Raw genomic sequence first — 14,659 nt, 5'->3', positions numbered from 1 at the left:
CAGCGGCTATGAGTGGTGACGAACGCAAGCTAGTCGACACGTCGGGGGACTTCCAGTACGTCGTCCGCGACGGTGACACGGTGACCGACCCGAAGTGGCGCTCCTGTCGACTCATCGTCACCAACAAGCGACTCATTCTGGCGACAGACGGCTCGAAACAGCCGATCCCACACTCCAGTATTACCCTCCCGTCGAACCCTGACGATCTGATTCCCGACGGTGGGACCGGCGGCGCAACCGCGCTGGAGGTGGGCAACAACGTCCTCCTCGTCGACACCCCGAACTTGGACGACTTCCAGACGGAGTACGTCCGCGCGACGCTACAGGGTGAGGTTATCCTCGCACGACAGCAAGCGGTCGTCGGCGGCGTCGTTCAGGAGGACGCCGAGTGGAGCAAGGCACGGTTTCAACTGGATGACGACATCATCCGCCTCCAGTTCCCCGGCGGCAAGAGCATGTCATTCGAAATTGAGGACGTCGGAACTATCGAAACGGGGACCAGTACCGTGATGGGCCAGGAGCGGGAGGTCATCGAGGTCGAACACACTGACAATCAGGACCGTAGCGTCGAAACCCACATCTCGGGGATGGACCACCACACGCGGGCGCTGAAGACGCTCTTTACCCGCGTTATCGAGGGCCGTGAGGACGATTACGAACTCTCGGAGATGGAGAGTCAGGTGTTGATGGCGCTCTACTCCGGTGTTTCACCGTTTGAGATGTCCGATTTCGTCGGAACAACGCCCGACGAGGTCGAGGAAATCTATCAGAAACTGCTCGATGTTGGTGCGGTTGATGAGGTCCGGGTTCGGACCGAGGTCGCGTTGAACGCGCAGGGGCGGAATATGGCGAGTGAGGCGATGAGTGAGAAATAGAGAGGCGCTACGCGCCACAGAACGATTTTCCCTGACGCCGAGCCAACAAAAGTCGGGCGAGGACCGATTCTGATCCGGGGCAGTGGAGCGGTACCGCCACTGCGACGCGTGGCTTGCCTCTAGCGGTGGTCGGGTTCCGATGTCGCCCAGTCAGTACAGTCGGACTCGTGCCCTGCTTCCGTCTCGCCGTTTTCACTCACGCAGGTACTCGACGTCCTCAGCTTCCGTCACCGACACCCCGTCCGGGAGGTCCGACTCCGGGACCGGCGTCAGGGTGAGAACTTCACCCGCCTCGGTCTGGACCCATTCCTCACCCGTCGCTTGACTCCAATCGTGTGGTTCCCAGAACCCCGACTCGAAGCGCATCCAGATGTCGAGACCACTGTAGTACTCTCCCGTTGAACTTTCGTATATCATTGCTGACTCCACGGCGTCTGCTGCCATCGAAAAAGTCAATGCACCTACATGGTATTATTACTACCGGCAGGGCAGAAATTCGCCTGGCTTGAGAATGGAGGGGTGCTTGGATAGCACGGGTAAAGCGGTGGTTCGGCCACCGAATGAGTATGTTTAACAGGGGTGCCGTGAACCAGCTATGGAGCCGCCGCCGCGGAAAACGGAGTCCGGCCTACTGCTGTTCCATCGCCAGCTCGAGCGACCAGAAAAAGCCGTAGTACGCGACGACGCCGGCGGCGAGCGTCAGGTAGTAAGCCCACTGGGGAGCCGACAGTAGGTCGAAGATGACGCTCACAGCAGTCACCCAGGCGATAGCGAACACGAGGTCGACGAACATGCCTCGCTTGTGGTCTCGCACGTGGTTTCGGAGGGTGTCGACGACGCTCATCGGCGGCCTCGTGTCGTCCATGACGGTCGGAGTCGGTGCTGTCCCATTAGTCACGCCTCGATATCCGTCTCGCCGTGAACGTCGACGACGAGTACTGGTAGCCGCGTCCGGCGCAGCACCTTCTCCGTGACGCTGCCAAGGATGACGCGCTTGAGGCCCGAGCGGCCGTGGGACCCCATCACGACGAGGTCGATGTCGTTGTCCTCGACGAACTTTCGGATAGCGCGGGCCGGTTCGCCGGCGGTGATGTGCTCTTCGACCTCGACGCCGTGTTCGGCGGCACGGTCGCGGACGTAGCCGGTGGCCTCATCGGCGTCTTCTTTTATATCGGTCATCTCCGCCAGGTTTCCTTGGCGGATGCGGTCGACCTGTTCTGTCCCCAGCGAGTAGCTGGTCGCGTCGACGTCGACGACGTACAGTGCGTGGACCGTTGCGCCGTATTTCGAGGCGATGTCGACCGCCTGATCGACCGCGTTTTCGGCGGTTTCGCTGCCGTCGGTCGGAACGAGGATATTGTCGTACATGGGTTTAATCGTCCGCGGGGGTACTACCACTGGTGCTGTCGCCGACGACGTCTGCGGCGGTCTCCTGTTGCCCCATCGGTTCGGGGCTGTGACACTGTCGAACCATCTTTTTCGTCTCCAGCGGTGGCTCGGGCGTCGCCAGCGAGACGGCGATAGTGACGATGAACACGAGCGGCGTCCCGATCAGCGCAGCGCCGATCGGTGGGACGTACTGGGCGTATATCGGGACGAGTGCGCCGCCTTCTCCAGCGGCTGCGCCGAGCGCGCCGATGTAGCTCGGGAGGACGCTGTTGATAATCGAGGTGATCCAGATGAGCAGGCCGAGCACCATCCCGGCCAGTGCGCCCTGACGGTTCGTGTTCTCCCACCAGAGGCCGAGGAAGAACATCGGGAACAGGACGACGCCGGCCAGCGAGAACGCGTAGGCGACCAGCTCGCCGATGAGCGCCGGTGGGTTGAACGCGGTCACCGTTACCAGCGCGCCCATGCCAATGATCGTCCCGCGACCGATGAGCACCTGCTGTCGCTGGGTCGCGTCGGGATTAATCAGCTCGGTGTAGATGTCGTGTGCGACCGCGGAGGAGGCTGTGATGAACAGGCCAGCCGTCGTCGCGATAGCCGCGGCCATCGCACCGGCCGCCACGAGGCCGACGAACCACGTCGGGAGGTTGGCGAACTGTGCGGCGAGCACGACGATCACGTCACCTTCAGCGCCGGACATGCCGCCTTCTGCGGCGTAGGCGCTCGCGCCCGTCGTCGTCTGGAAGAGGTCGACGCCGAAGGCCGCCATTGCGGGCGACGCCCAGTAGAGCAGGAGGATGAAAAACAGCCCCCACACGCAGGACCAGCGAGCGACGCGCTCGCTTCTGACCGTGTAGAATCGGACGAGGACGTGCGGGAGGCCGCAGGTCCCGACGATGAGTGAGAACGCCGTCGCGACCCAGAGGTAAAACGGCTGGTTCACGAACGGCGCAGAGAACTCGCGGCCGAGGTCAGCGATCAGTGCGCCGTACTCGATCTGCGGGAGCACCGTCGAGTACCCCTGCGAGAAGCCGACGACGTACACGCCTGCGAGGAACGCGACAATGAGGATGGTGTACTGGACGGCCATGTTCTTCGTCGCGCCCAGCATCCCCGAGAGCGCGAGATAGCCGACGGTGATGGTCATCATCACGACGATCATCGGGATGATATCGAGCCCGAAGACGTACTGTCCGACCAGTCCCATGCCGCGGGCCTGACCGACGGAGTAGACGTACGCGATGAGCAGCGTGGTGAATGCGGCCAGCGCGCGGGCAGTTGGGGAGTTGAACCGGTCGCCAACGAAGTCCGGCGCGGTGTACTTCCCGAACCGGCGCATCTGTGCTGCCAGGAAGATGAGCAGGACGAAGTAGCCGGTCGTCCAGCCGACGATGAACGCCAGCCCGTAGAAGCCAGAGAGCGCGACCAGCCCGGCGAGTCCCAGATACGAGGCGGCGGACATCCAGTTCGCGCCGATGGCCATCCCGTTCTCGATATTGCCGATGCCGCGGCCCGCGACCCACATCCCCTCTGTGTCGGCCACCTTGAACACGTAGCCGATGACGAGGAACGACGCCATCATCAGGAAGACGATAATCGCCGGGACGAGCTTGAACGAGATGTCGAGCGCTTCTGCCTGTAGCGGGACCGTCACTGCTCGACACCCCCGTCAGTGGCCGCTGCCTCGCCCGTCTCTGGAGCCGTGCTCTCGACGGAATCGATGCCGTACTTCTGGTCAAGCCGGTCCCGGTAGCGCGTGTATACGACCGCCAGAATGAGCGCGCCCGTCGGCGCACCGAACGAGACGAGGAAGTAGTGCAGCGGGAAGCCAAACAGGGGCGTCTGCACGGTCATCATCTCCGGCGCAAGTGCGGTCAGCGTCACCGGGCCGAACACGACCAGCGCCCAGAGCACGAAACTGCTCCAGATGATCTTCAGGTGGTCGCGCATAAACGGCGTACTCGGCCGTAACAGGTTCACCTCCCTGTCGAGGTAATCGATGTCGTCGTGGGCGGCTGCTGTGCCGCCGTCTGGTTGGATAGTTGACTCTTCTCGGTCCGCAGGCGTGTCTCTTGACATGGGTATGAAAGCTTGAAAATTCGTGGTGCTGTTCGCTGTTAGCGCTCAGTCACCCTGGACCTTGGTCTCGATATCACTGACAACGTCAGGGTTTCGCAGCGTACTCGTATCGCCCAGTTCCTCGCCGTTGGCGATGTCTTCCAGCAGGCGGCGCATGATCTTCCCGGAGCGGGTCTTCGGCAGTTCGGGCGTGAAGATGACCGCTTCCGGCCGCGCGATCGGGCCGATAGCATCCTCGACGCCGTCGATAATCGCACTGCGGAGTTCCTCGTCCTCGTCGTAGCCGTCCTCGGTGATGACGTAGGCGTACACCGCCTCGCCCTTGATATCGTGGTCGCCACCGACGACAGCGGCTTCGGCAACGCCTTCCACGCCGACGATAGCACTCTCGATTTCCATCGTCCCGAGACGGTGGCCGGAGACGTTGATCACGTCGTCGACCCGTCCCAGCACGGTGATGTAGCCGTCGTCGTCGATTTTTGCGCCGTCCTCGGGGAAGTACACCCAGTCATCAGAGTCGTCGCTATCGGTGTCCGAGTACTCGGCCCAGTATTCGTTGATGAACCGTTCGTCGTTCTTGTACAGCGTCCGGAGCATCCCGGGCCACGGCTTGTCGACGGTCAGGTAGCCGGCGCGGCCGGGTTCGACTTCCTCACCCTCTGTGTCGACGATGCGTACGTCGTTGCCCGGTAGCGGCGGCCCGGCCGACCCCGGTTTCATGTCCTTGACGCCGGGTAACGTCGTTATCATCATGCCGCCGGTTTCGGTCTGCCACCAGGTGTCGACGACGGGACACTCCTCGTTGCCGATATGTTTGTAGTACCATTTCCAGGCACGGGGGTTGATTGGCTCACCGACCGTGCCAAGCAGGCGCAGGCTAGAGAGGTCGTGTTGCTCGGGGTACTGCTTGCCCCACTTCATGAACGCCCGGATAGCTGTCGGCGCGGTGTACAGTTGGTCGGCTTCGTACTCCTCGACGATGTCCCAGAGGCGGTCCTTGTCGGGGTAGTCCGGCGTCCCCTCGTACATCATCGTCGTCGTCCCGAGCGCGAGCGGGCCGTAGACGATGTAGGAGTGGCCGGTAATCCAGCCGATATCGGCAGAGCAGAAGTACGTGTCATCGGGTTTGATGTCGAGCACCGCCTGCGATGTCCAGGCCGCCCAGGCGAGGTAGCCGCCGGTGGAGTGTTTGACGCCTTTTGGTTTCCCGGTGGTCCCGGAGGTGTACATGAGGAACAGCATGTCCTCGGCGTCGCGGTCGACTGGTTCGACAGTCTCGCCTTCGTTGTCGTCGATGACGTCCTCGAAGGCGACCTGATTGTCCGCGTAGTCGTGGTCGAAGCCGTCGCCGTCCATCAGCCGTTCGGCGACGATGGCGCGTTCCACCTCGTGGTCAACGCCGCTCAGCCCTTCGTTGGCTTTGTCGAGGTGGTCGAGCGGGTCGCCGCGGCGGTAGTAGCCGTCGCAGGTAACCAGATACTCCGAGTTGGCGGAGTTCATTCGGGTCGCGAGCGCGTCCGCGGAGAAGCCGGCGAACACAACGGAGTGGGGCGCGCCGATGCGGGCACAGGCCAGCATGGCGATGGGAAGCTGCGGAATCATCGGCATATACATCGTCACGACATCGTCTTCGCCGACACCCATCTCACGCAGGCCGGCCGCGAACTCGTTGACCTTCTGATGGAGTTCCTCGTACGTGTAGGTGATATTGTCTTCCTCGACTGGCTCGCCGACCCACTCGATAGCGGCTTCGTCGCCGCGTTCGTCGAGGTGGCGGTCCAGACAGTTCGCTGAGGCGTTTAGCGTCCCGTCTGTGAACCACTCGTAGAACGGCGGGTTCGAGTCGTCGAGTACCTGATCGTACTCCTCCTCCCAGTCGAGAAGGGCAGCGGCCCCCTCCCAGCACTCCGGCCAGTTCTCCTCGAACTCGTCGTAGATACCCTCATCCGTGACGTTCGCCTGCTCGACGAACGACTCCGGCGGCTCGAAAACCTCCTGCTCTTCGAGCCGTGCTTCGAGTTGGACATCTTCATCTGACATGGTCTATCATCGATATTTCACAGCGGCCATATAAACGGGGGGTCTAACTACGATAACATGAAACAGGGTTTCAGTTGTCGGCCGGCTGCCGCGGCTCCGCCGGCCGGTCGTCGAAAAACGCGGTCAGGACCTTCTGCTGTGCTTTCCTGAGGTGATTGTGCAACGTCGGCGACGAGACATCCAGCGAGTCTGCTAGCTCCTCTGCGGTTGAGCCGCGAGGCCACTCGAAGTAGCCGCTGTGGTAGGCCGCCTGCAGGACCGTCTCTTGTCGGTCTGAGAGCGTGTCAGTCAGTCGGTCGCGGAACCCGGTGTCCGTCTCGGCCGGCCGCTCTGTCTCTCGCTTCGCCGCTAGCGATGTCTCTCTGTAGGCATTGGTGATGGCGTTGACCGTCGGTCTGATCTCGGCCTCACTGGGGAGTTCGACTGCGATAGTCGCCACGCCATCGGTAGCCGTCACAGCGCGGATGCGGCCGCCGCTCTCGACCAACTGGAGTGCTGGCGTGTCAGTGACGACAACTTCCAGTAACACGCCGTCGCTGTGCTCTTCGAGTAGCCTGGCGTCGGTCACGCCGTCGTCGTCGTCCGCATACGAGAGTATTGCGTCGGCCGATGCATCTTCAACCATCAGATAGTACAGCAGCGACTGGCCCGCAACAGGGACGACGCCGGACAGTTCGACCGTACAGTGTAACGCCTCGGATACTCCGGCGGTAAACGTTCGCTCGTCCGCACAGTGGAACTCCAGCTCGGTCACTGTGTCGGCAAGTAGGAGGCGTTTGCGTTCGGCGGCGACCTGTGCGTGGCCGATCTGCACGCCAAGCGCGGATAACACGGCGTGTTCCGCGTCAGTGAGGCCCTCGCCTGTCCCGACCCCAACGACACCGGACACGGCGTTTTCTCTGACGAGCGGGACCAGAGCGACCGACCCAACACTATCGTCGACGACACGAACCTCGCCCACGTCAAGTGGCGTGGAGGCTGACTCGATATGGGCGTCGATCTGCTGCTCGACAGCCGCCTCCGAGATTTCTGTCGTCGCGCGCGGTGTCAGTCCGTCGCCAGTCCGCTCGGCCAGCCAGGCGAATTCGAAGCCGGCTGTCTCTGTCAGGTGGTCACAGACTGTTGTTGCAATTGCTTCCCCAGTCGCGGCGGCCGCAAGCGCCTCGCTGACCGCCGTAATCCAGTTGACGGGTCGCTGGGACCCGCTTGCCGCCGCCCGCCTGCCTGACCCGTCGACGGCTGTGATGATGGTTTCGCGGTCCGGTTCGTCAAGCAGAGGGTCGAGTCGGTCGAGTCGGTCCCAGCCGCCGAGTGCACAGACGACGTCCGGCGGGACGCCGTCGTCCAGCAGGCTCGCCGCGAACCGCCACCGGAGGTCGCGTGTGGAAACTCCGTGCAGGTGTGGTGCCGTATCGGCGGCTCGGTCGGCTACCTCGCTGACGAGCATCTGGAGCCGACGCGGGGAGACGGAAAACAGCGGCTCGTCGTCGTCCGTCCCGGCCGTGTTCGCGTACTTCCGCATATCGTGCTCAACTGAATCCGGGAGGTACGTCTCGCGGACTACTTCGCCGTCCTCCCGAACGGCAAGCAGCCGGTGTCCCTCGAACTCGGTGATGTCGGTCAGCCGCACGGCCGTCATCTCCGCCGGACGGAGTCCGGCCTCCGCACCGAGCCGGAGCACGAGGTCGGACCGGTGTGTCCCGGCCGCGCGCCGGAGCTGTTCGTACCCTCGTTCGCCGATGCGGTCCGCTGCGCCGTCCATATATTTCGGAAGTTCAGATAATACCGAAATAAGCGTTGCGACTAGAACGTGGTTACGGATGAGATACTGACAATAATACAGCCGCTAAAGACGCCACTGCCACAGAAATATTTCGGAAGTATAAATAAATCCGAACCAGCTTACTTCCGTCTCGTAGTCGACTGGATTTCGCCGAGAATTTCGGGGTTTCGCAGCGCGCTGGTATCGCCCAGATCCTCGTCGTTCGCCACTGACGTCAGCAGGCGGCGCATAACCTTGCCCGAGCGCGTTTTCGGGAGGTCGGGCGTGAACACGACCTCTTTCGGGCGGGCGATACCACCGATGGCGTTGACGATAGCGTCCTCGATGGCTGCCTGGAGTTCACTCTCGGCGTAGCCGTCCTCCGGAGAAGCAAACACGTACACCGCCGTTCCGGTCGTCTCGTCGTCGGCACCGACGACGGCGGCTTCGGCGACGCCGGTGACGCCGGCGACCGTCGACTCCAGTTCCTTGGTGCTAAACCGCCGGCCGGCGACGTTGATCGCGTCGTCGATCCGACCGAGGAACGTGATGTAACCGTCAGCGTCGACCGAGACGCTGTCTTCGGGGTAGTACCGCCATTCCTCGGCGCTGTCCGGGGCGCTGCCCCAGCCCGTCCCGTCAAGTAACGCGCGGGGCATCCCCGGCCAGGGGCGCGTCACAACGAGTTCCCCGGCCGTGTTCGGCTCGGCTGTTGCGCCCGAGCGGGTAACGACGGATGCCTCGATTCCCGGCAGTGGGGTTCCAGCGGCCCCGGGTTTCATTTCGTCGACACCGGGCAGCGTCGATACGAGTATCGCACCGGTTTCGGTCTGCCACCAGGTGTCCACGACTGGGCACTCGCCGCCGCCGATGTGTTCGCGATACCACTCCCAGGCGTGAGCGTCCATCGGCTCGCCAACCGTGCCCAGCAGGCGCAGGCTGGAGAGGTCGTGTTGCTCGGGGTACTGTTCGCCCCACTTCATGAACGCCCGGACTGCCGTCGGCGCAGTATAGAACACGTCAACGGCGTACTTCTCGATGAGCTCCCACAGACGGTCTTTCTCGGGGTGGTCCGCTGTGCCGTTGTACAGTACTGTCGTCGTTCCAAGCGCGAGCGGGCCGTAGACGATGTAGGAGTGGCCGGTAATCCAGCCGATGTCGGCCGAACACCAGTAGGTGTCTTCGGGCTTGATGTCGAGAACTGACCGGGCGGTCCAGGCGACGTGTGCGAGATACCCCCCGGTCGTGTGGGTGACAGCCTTCGGCTGCCCGGTCGTGCCCGAGGTGTAGATGCGAAAAAGCGGGTCGTCCGCTGCCTGCGAAACGGGCTCGACTTCGGCTCCTTCGTGGGCCGCCAGCAGGTCGTGATAGTCGACGTAGTCGTCGCCTAAATGCACATCACGGCCCAGTCGGTCAAGTACGACGACCGACACATCGTGGTCGACAGTGATTCGCGCGTTATCGGCCTTGTTCTTTTGTGCGACGGCGCTACCGCGGCGGTAGTAGCCGTCACAAGTAATGAGATACTCTGACTCGGCTCGCTCCATTCGCGTCGCGAGCGCGTCCGCAGAGAACCCGGCGAAGACGACGTTGTGTGGCACGCCAAGACGGGCACAGGCCAGCATCGCGACCGGGAGCTCGGGCACCATCGGGAGGTACAGCGTCACCACGTCGTCCGGGCCGACGCCGCGGTCGCGCAACGCTGCTGCAAAGGCGTTGACCTCCCGGTACAGTTCGAGGTAGGTGTAGGTGCGGGACTCGCCGAGGTGTCCCTCCCAGACCAGTGCTAGTTGGTTCTTGCGCTCGGGGAGGTGCCGGTCAAGACAGTTGTATGCGGCGTTTAATCGGCCGTCGGGGAACCATTCGAACGGTGGTCCGTCCGTTCCACGGAGTACCGTCTCAAACGGCTTCTCCCAGTCAAGCAACTCGGCGGCCTCGCGCCAGCAATCGGGCCACTCCCGTTCGAAGCGGTCGTAGACAGCCAAGTCCGTCACGTTCGCCTGTTTGACGAACCAGTCCGGTGGTTCGACTGTCTCTCGCCCCGTCTGGGACTGGCCCCGATCCGGTTCGTCACCCCGTGTCATCAGTTGACAGTACATCGCCGCACCCAAAAAATATCCTATCTAATTGTGTACGATTCCGCTGTGAGACCGACTACTGCGGTCGGCCGTTCTCACTTTCGACACTGGCGACGGAACTTATATTGAGTCCTGCGGACAACAACTGCACGAGAGGTCGGTACGGGGTATGAGCGACACCGAAAAGAAGATCGCCGATACGAAGGGGCAGTTCCTCCAGGCGGTCTCACAGGGCCAGCGGCTGACCGACGCCGAGTGGCGAAACTGTCGCATCGTCCTCACCACCGAGCGGGTCGCCCTGCTGGGCGACGACAAGCGACAGATTTCACTGACCGATATCGACCGTATCGCTGACCGGTTCGACGTGAACCAGCAGAGTGCCGGGGTCTCCGACTACGTCGCACTCTACGTCGGCGAAGACGTTATCCTCGTGTCGGCATCGGACCACGGAACGTTCGAGACCGATTTTTACCGGGCGAGTCTCGACGGCGCAATCGTGCTGGTTCAACACCCGGCACTGAAGGGCGGCGTCGTCCAGTCTGCCGAGTGGACGAAAGGCCGACTCAAAGTGACTGACGAGGCGCTGAAACTCGCGATGGCCGACGGCCAGGCTGTCGTCATTGACCGCGCCGACATCGGCGACCTTGCTGTCGAAGAGAAGCAGGTCAGCGGCGAGGAGCGGACGGTCATTCAGGTCGAGCACAGCGAGGAAGATATCAGCGTCGAAACCCATCTCGCAGGCGAGGAGTTTCATGCAACTGTCCTCCGGACAATGCTCGAAGAGAGCGCCGAACAGAACCAGGCCGATCTGGACCTGAGCTCGACGGAGAAGCGGGTCATCATGGCGCTACACTCCGGTGTGTCGCCGTTCGACATCCCCAACTTCGTCGGCATCGATGTCGAAAAAACCGAGGAGATTTTCGACCGACTGATCGAACTCGACGTGATAAGCGTGCTCCGGGAACGGACCGAAGTGAACCTGACGACCAAGGGCCGTCGGGTCGCTGGCGAGCGGATGGGCGAGCAGTAGTCTGTCGTCCAGAACCAGCAAGCGCCACGAGGACCAATTGTTTTGGATATTTGGAACGTCTGGTTTAGCCGTGATAAACTGGACATACGTGTCGAGTAAACACAACCCAATCTCGGTAAGGCCGCCATATTGAAGCCCCTCCTCCGTCTGCAACAGGTATGCACATCGATACGGCTGTAGTCCTTGCTGCGGGTGAAGGGACTCGTCTCCGGCCGTTGACGCGAAACCGGCCAAAACCTATGTTGCCGGCCGCAAACCGTCCGATTCTCGAACACGTCTTCGACGCGCTGGTCGAGGCAGGCATCGAGAAGCTGGTCGTCGTCGTCGGCTACAAGCGCGACCGCGTTCAGGACCACTTCGGGCCGACATATCGCGGCGTTCCTATTTCCTACGTGAGCCAGACGAAACAGCTCGGCAGCGGACACGCACTCCTTCAGGCACGGAGCGTCGTTGACGGCCCGGTTCTGGTGATGAACGGAGACCGTCTCGTCGACGCAGCCACTATCGAGGAGGTAGACACCTCCTACGCGGAGACCGGGAACACAAGCATCGCCGTCCTTGAACGGCAAGACACCAGCCGGTACGGTGCTGTCGAGGTACAGGACCGCGATATTGTTGATATCGTCGAAAAGCCACAACACGACGAGTTCAGGCTCATCAACGGCGGCGTGTACGCTTTCGACGGCGACATCTTCGAGGCTATCGACGAAACGACCCGTCACGCCGGCGAGCTGGCACTGACTGACACTATCGAACTCATCCTTGAATCTGACCGCGTCCAGGCAGTCGAGGTCGACGGGATGTGGGTCGACGCGACGTACCCGTGGGACCTGCTGACCGTCGCCCGAGAGGTGCTGGCGCGGGGCCGGGTCGTCGAATCGGCCCGAGACGAGCAGGTCTGGGTCGATAACTCCGCACGCGTCCATGACGAGGCGACCCTCCAGTCGCCGGTTGTCATTGGCCCGGACTGTGAGATCGGACCCGACGCTGTCATCGGTCCGAACGTCGCGCTTGGCCGTAACACCACTATCGGGGCCAACAGCGTCATCCAGCACACTGTCCTCGACGCGGACACGCGTGTCGACCCGAGTTCGACTCTTATCGACACTGTCACCGGGCAGGACGTGGATCTGGGCGTCAACACTGTCGTTCCTGGTGGCCCGGCCGATGTTCAGGTCGGCACAGAAGTGTTCGAGGACCAGCGGCTCGGTGCCGTCATCGCCGACCGTGCCGTCGCACTCGGTGACGTGAGCTTCGTTTCCGGGTCGCTCGTGGGTCCTAATGCTCGGCTCACCACTGGCGTGACAGTCAATGGAACTGTCCGCGAAGGCGCGGAGGTGGTCCGCTGATGTGTGGGATCATCGGCTGTGTCGGCCGCGGCGACGAAACGCTCGACACGCTCGTTCACGGCCTCTCGAAGCTGGAGTACCGTGGGTATGACTCCGCTGGCGTCGCGCTTGCGAACAACCATCTCGACCTGTGCAAACACTCCGGGAAAATTGCCGACTTGCGCGAGGCACTGTCGGACCGGACGCTCTCGGGGTCGGTCGGTATCGGCCACACCCGCTGGAGCACGCACGGTCCGCCGACCGACGAGAACGCTCACCCGCATCAGGACTGCACCGGTGATGTCGCAGTCGTCCACAACGGCATCATCGAGAACTACCAGTCCCTGCGGGACGAACTCGTGAGCGCTGGCCACACTTTCACGTCCGACACCGATACTGAGGTCGTCCCCCATCTCATCGAAGACGCGCTAGAGGCGGGAGCTGACCCCGAAGACGCTGTCAGAGAGACGGTCGACCGACTTGAGGGAAGCTATGCCGTCGCCGTTGTCGTTGCCGGCTGTGACTCGGTATTTGCTGCGCGAAACGACTCGCCGCTCGTGTTAGGCATCGACGACGACGCGACGTATCTGGCCAGTGACGTGCCCGCCTTCCGGGATTTCACCGACAAGGTCGTCTACCTCGCTGACGGCGAGTTCGCCCGCCTCAACGGTGCCGGATGGACCGTCACTGACACCGACGGCAATGTCGTCGAGAAGGACATCGACACCGTCCAGTGGGACCCCGAGGAGACCGGCAAAAGCGGCTACGACCACTTCATGCTCAAAGAGATCCACGAGCAACCGCGTGCGCTCCGGCAGTGTCTGCGGGGCCGGGTCGACGAACTCGCCGGAACGGTCGACATCGGCGACCTCGGCGACCTTTCCCCGACCGGCGTCCAGTTCGTCGCCTGCGGGACCTCCTACCATGCAGCTCTGCACGGCGCACAACTGTTCCGTGAAGCGGGCGTCCCCGCCCAGGCGTTCCTCGCCAGCGAATACGCCACAGGTACGCCACCCATCGGCGACGCGCTCGTCGTTGGCGTCACGCAGAGCGGCGAAACCGCAGACACGCTTTCCGCACTTCGGGCCGCCCGCCGCCGCGGCGCACGCACGCTGGCCGTGACCAACGTCGTTGGCTCAACCGCGGCCCGCGAATGCGATCACGCGCTGTACATCCGCGCTGGGCCGGAAATCGGCGTCGCCGCTACCAAGACCTTCGCCTCCCAGCTAGCCGCGCTGAACCTGCTCGCCCTTGGGACGTCGACGACCGGTGATGCCCGGCAGGTAATTAGCGCGCTCCGCGACCTCCCCGGTCACGTTCAGGAGGTTCTTGATGAGTCTGCCGCCCGGGAAGTCGCTGAGTTGTATCAGGACGCCAACGCCTACTTCTTCATCGGCCGTGGCTACCAGGAGCCCGTGGCACTCGAAGGCGCACTGAAAATGAAGGAGATCACCTACAAGCACGCCGAGGGCTTCGCTGCCGGTGAGCTAAAACACGGCCCACTTGCTCTGGTGACAGAGAACACGCCCGTGTTCGCTATCGTGACTGGCGACGACGAGCGCGCCCGCAAGACGATCGGAAACGTCAAAGAGGTCGAAGCGCGCGACGCCCCGGTGGTCGCAATTACTGACGGACAGAGCGACGTTGAACGGTACGCCGACCACGTACTCCAAATTCCGAAGACGCATCCGCGGGCCGCTGCAGTGCTTGCGAATACGCACCTGCAGCTGGTGTCGTATCACACAGCTGCATTGCTGGGCCGAAACATCGATAAACCACGCAACCTGGCAAAAAGTGTGACGGTAGAGTGAGCGGCGCGTAGCTGGCTACTCGCGCTGCTCGTGGTTCTCTGACGGTTTTGGCGGTTCGAGGAGTTTTGCTGCCAGCTTGACTGCTTTTGAGCCTGAGAGGGTCTTTTCGATAGCCCGTGTCACTGTGCCGAGGCCAGAATTTTTCCAGAATCGCGTAAGCTGGGGAGTGAAAGCGTCGAGAACAGCGAGTAATGGACCGACAGTGTACGTTTCGCGTAGGTCGATAACGATGAGCGCTGACTCCGACGTTACTGTGTGGCGCAGATT

General features: G+C 62.5%; 12 protein-coding genes. 4 read left to right on the top strand and 8 right to left on the bottom strand.

Features of this window, described 5'->3' with window-relative positions; translation table 11 throughout:
- Positions 1–8 precede the first annotated feature (8 nt).
- Positions 9–875 carry a CheF family chemotaxis protein gene (locus tag G9463_RS06235; RefSeq protein ID WP_127013695.1) on the top strand — a complete coding sequence of 289 codons (867 nt, stop codon included), beginning with the start codon at positions 9–11 and terminating at the stop codon, positions 873–875.
- Between the two features lie 192 nt (positions 876–1,067).
- Here the strand turns inward: G9463_RS06235 and G9463_RS06230 are convergent, their stop codons facing one another.
- The 8 genes from G9463_RS06230 to acs (G9463_RS06195) all read right to left on the bottom strand — a co-directional run bounded on the left by G9463_RS06230 (position 1,068) and on the right by acs (G9463_RS06195) (position 10,229).
- Positions 1,068–1,292 (bottom strand): hypothetical protein, encoded by a 225-nt coding sequence (locus G9463_RS06230; RefSeq protein WP_228841750.1) that lies wholly within the window; start codon positions 1,290–1,292, stop codon positions 1,068–1,070.
- Between the two features lie 211 nt (positions 1,293–1,503).
- Positions 1,504–1,719: a hypothetical protein gene (locus G9463_RS06225; protein WP_007189183.1), complete on the bottom strand. Its 216-nt coding sequence runs from the start codon at positions 1,717–1,719 to the stop codon at positions 1,504–1,506.
- Positions 1,720–1,769: 50 nt separating this feature from the next.
- Positions 1,770–2,243: a universal stress protein gene (locus G9463_RS06220; RefSeq protein WP_004964408.1), complete on the bottom strand. Its 474-nt coding sequence runs from the start codon at positions 2,241–2,243 to the stop codon at positions 1,770–1,772.
- 4 nt (positions 2,244–2,247) lie between these two features.
- The gene (locus G9463_RS06215) at positions 2,248–3,918 is read right to left on the bottom strand and encodes a cation acetate symporter (protein WP_127013694.1); all 1,671 of its coding nucleotides are present in this window, start codon (positions 3,916–3,918) and stop codon (positions 2,248–2,250) included.
- Positions 3,915–4,343 (bottom strand): DUF4212 domain-containing protein, encoded by a 429-nt coding sequence (locus tag G9463_RS06210; RefSeq protein ID WP_004964404.1) that lies wholly within the window; start codon positions 4,341–4,343, stop codon positions 3,915–3,917. The genes G9463_RS06215 and G9463_RS06210 overlap by 4 nt, the downstream gene beginning before the upstream one ends.
- 45 nt (positions 4,344–4,388) lie before the next feature.
- On the bottom strand, positions 4,389–6,383 hold the full coding sequence (acs, locus tag G9463_RS06205; RefSeq protein WP_165896253.1) for an acetate--CoA ligase: 1,995 nt from the start codon (positions 6,381–6,383) through the stop codon (positions 4,389–4,391).
- Between the two features lie 70 nt (positions 6,384–6,453).
- A complete protein-coding gene (locus G9463_RS06200; protein ID WP_165896252.1) occupies positions 6,454–8,145 on the bottom strand; it encodes a bacterio-opsin activator domain-containing protein in 1,692 nt (563 codons plus the stop codon).
- 140 nt (positions 8,146–8,285) lie between these two features.
- The gene (gene acs / locus G9463_RS06195; protein ID WP_165896251.1) at positions 8,286–10,229 is read right to left on the bottom strand and encodes an acetate--CoA ligase; all 1,944 of its coding nucleotides are present in this window, start codon (positions 10,227–10,229) and stop codon (positions 8,286–8,288) included.
- Positions 10,230–10,392: 163 nt separating this feature from the next.
- Between acs (G9463_RS06195) and G9463_RS06190 the strand changes: the two genes are divergently transcribed.
- The 3 genes from G9463_RS06190 to glmS all read left to right on the top strand — a co-directional run bounded on the left by G9463_RS06190 (position 10,393) and on the right by glmS (position 14,392).
- Positions 10,393–11,253 carry a CheF family chemotaxis protein gene (locus G9463_RS06190; RefSeq protein ID WP_004964393.1) on the top strand — a complete coding sequence of 287 codons (861 nt, stop codon included), beginning with the start codon at positions 10,393–10,395 and terminating at the stop codon, positions 11,251–11,253.
- Between the two features lie 158 nt (positions 11,254–11,411).
- Positions 11,412–12,602, top strand: coding sequence for a bifunctional sugar-1-phosphate nucleotidylyltransferase/acetyltransferase (glmU, locus tag G9463_RS06185; protein WP_127013692.1), 1,191 nt, complete (start codon positions 11,412–11,414; stop codon positions 12,600–12,602).
- Positions 12,602–14,392 (top strand): glutamine--fructose-6-phosphate transaminase (isomerizing), encoded by a 1,791-nt coding sequence (glmS, locus tag G9463_RS06180; protein WP_007189177.1) that lies wholly within the window; start codon positions 12,602–12,604, stop codon positions 14,390–14,392. The genes glmU and glmS overlap by 1 nt, the downstream gene beginning before the upstream one ends.
- The last annotated feature ends 267 nt before the right edge of the window (positions 14,393–14,659 follow it).

Source organism: Haloarcula sp. JP-Z28, assembly GCF_011440255.1.
Classification (GTDB): domain Archaea; phylum Halobacteriota; class Halobacteria; order Halobacteriales; family Haloarculaceae; genus Haloarcula; species Haloarcula marismortui.
This window is presented reverse-complemented; position numbering and strand designations above follow the sequence as displayed.

What these genes read in the sequence shown, in the direction of transcription:
- glmS (WP_007189177.1), top strand. Translation starts at nt 12,602, where the DNA reads ATGTGTGGGATCATCGGCTGTGTCGGCCGCGGCGACGAAACGCTCGAC.
- G9463_RS06230 (WP_228841750.1), bottom strand. Translation starts at nt 1,292, where the DNA reads ATGATATACGAAAGTTCAACGGGAGAGTACTACAGTGGTCTCGACATC.
- G9463_RS06200 (WP_165896252.1), bottom strand. Translation starts at nt 8,145, where the DNA reads ATGGACGGCGCAGCGGACCGCATCGGCGAACGAGGGTACGAACAGCTC.
- acs (WP_165896251.1), bottom strand. Translation starts at nt 10,229, where the DNA reads ATGACACGGGGTGACGAACCGGATCGGGGCCAGTCCCAGACGGGGCGA.
- glmU (WP_127013692.1), top strand. Translation starts at nt 11,412, where the DNA reads ATGCACATCGATACGGCTGTAGTCCTTGCTGCGGGTGAAGGGACTCGT.
- G9463_RS06210 (WP_004964404.1), bottom strand. Translation starts at nt 4,343, where the DNA reads ATGTCAAGAGACACGCCTGCGGACCGAGAAGAGTCAACTATCCAACCA.
- acs (WP_165896253.1), bottom strand. Translation starts at nt 6,383, where the DNA reads ATGTCAGATGAAGATGTCCAACTCGAAGCACGGCTCGAAGAGCAGGAG.
- G9463_RS06220 (WP_004964408.1), bottom strand. Translation starts at nt 2,243, where the DNA reads ATGTACGACAATATCCTCGTTCCGACCGACGGCAGCGAAACCGCCGAA.
- G9463_RS06235 (WP_127013695.1), top strand. Translation starts at nt 9, where the DNA reads ATGAGTGGTGACGAACGCAAGCTAGTCGACACGTCGGGGGACTTCCAG.
- G9463_RS06225 (WP_007189183.1), bottom strand. Translation starts at nt 1,719, where the DNA reads ATGAGCGTCGTCGACACCCTCCGAAACCACGTGCGAGACCACAAGCGA.
- G9463_RS06190 (WP_004964393.1), top strand. Translation starts at nt 10,393, where the DNA reads ATGAGCGACACCGAAAAGAAGATCGCCGATACGAAGGGGCAGTTCCTC.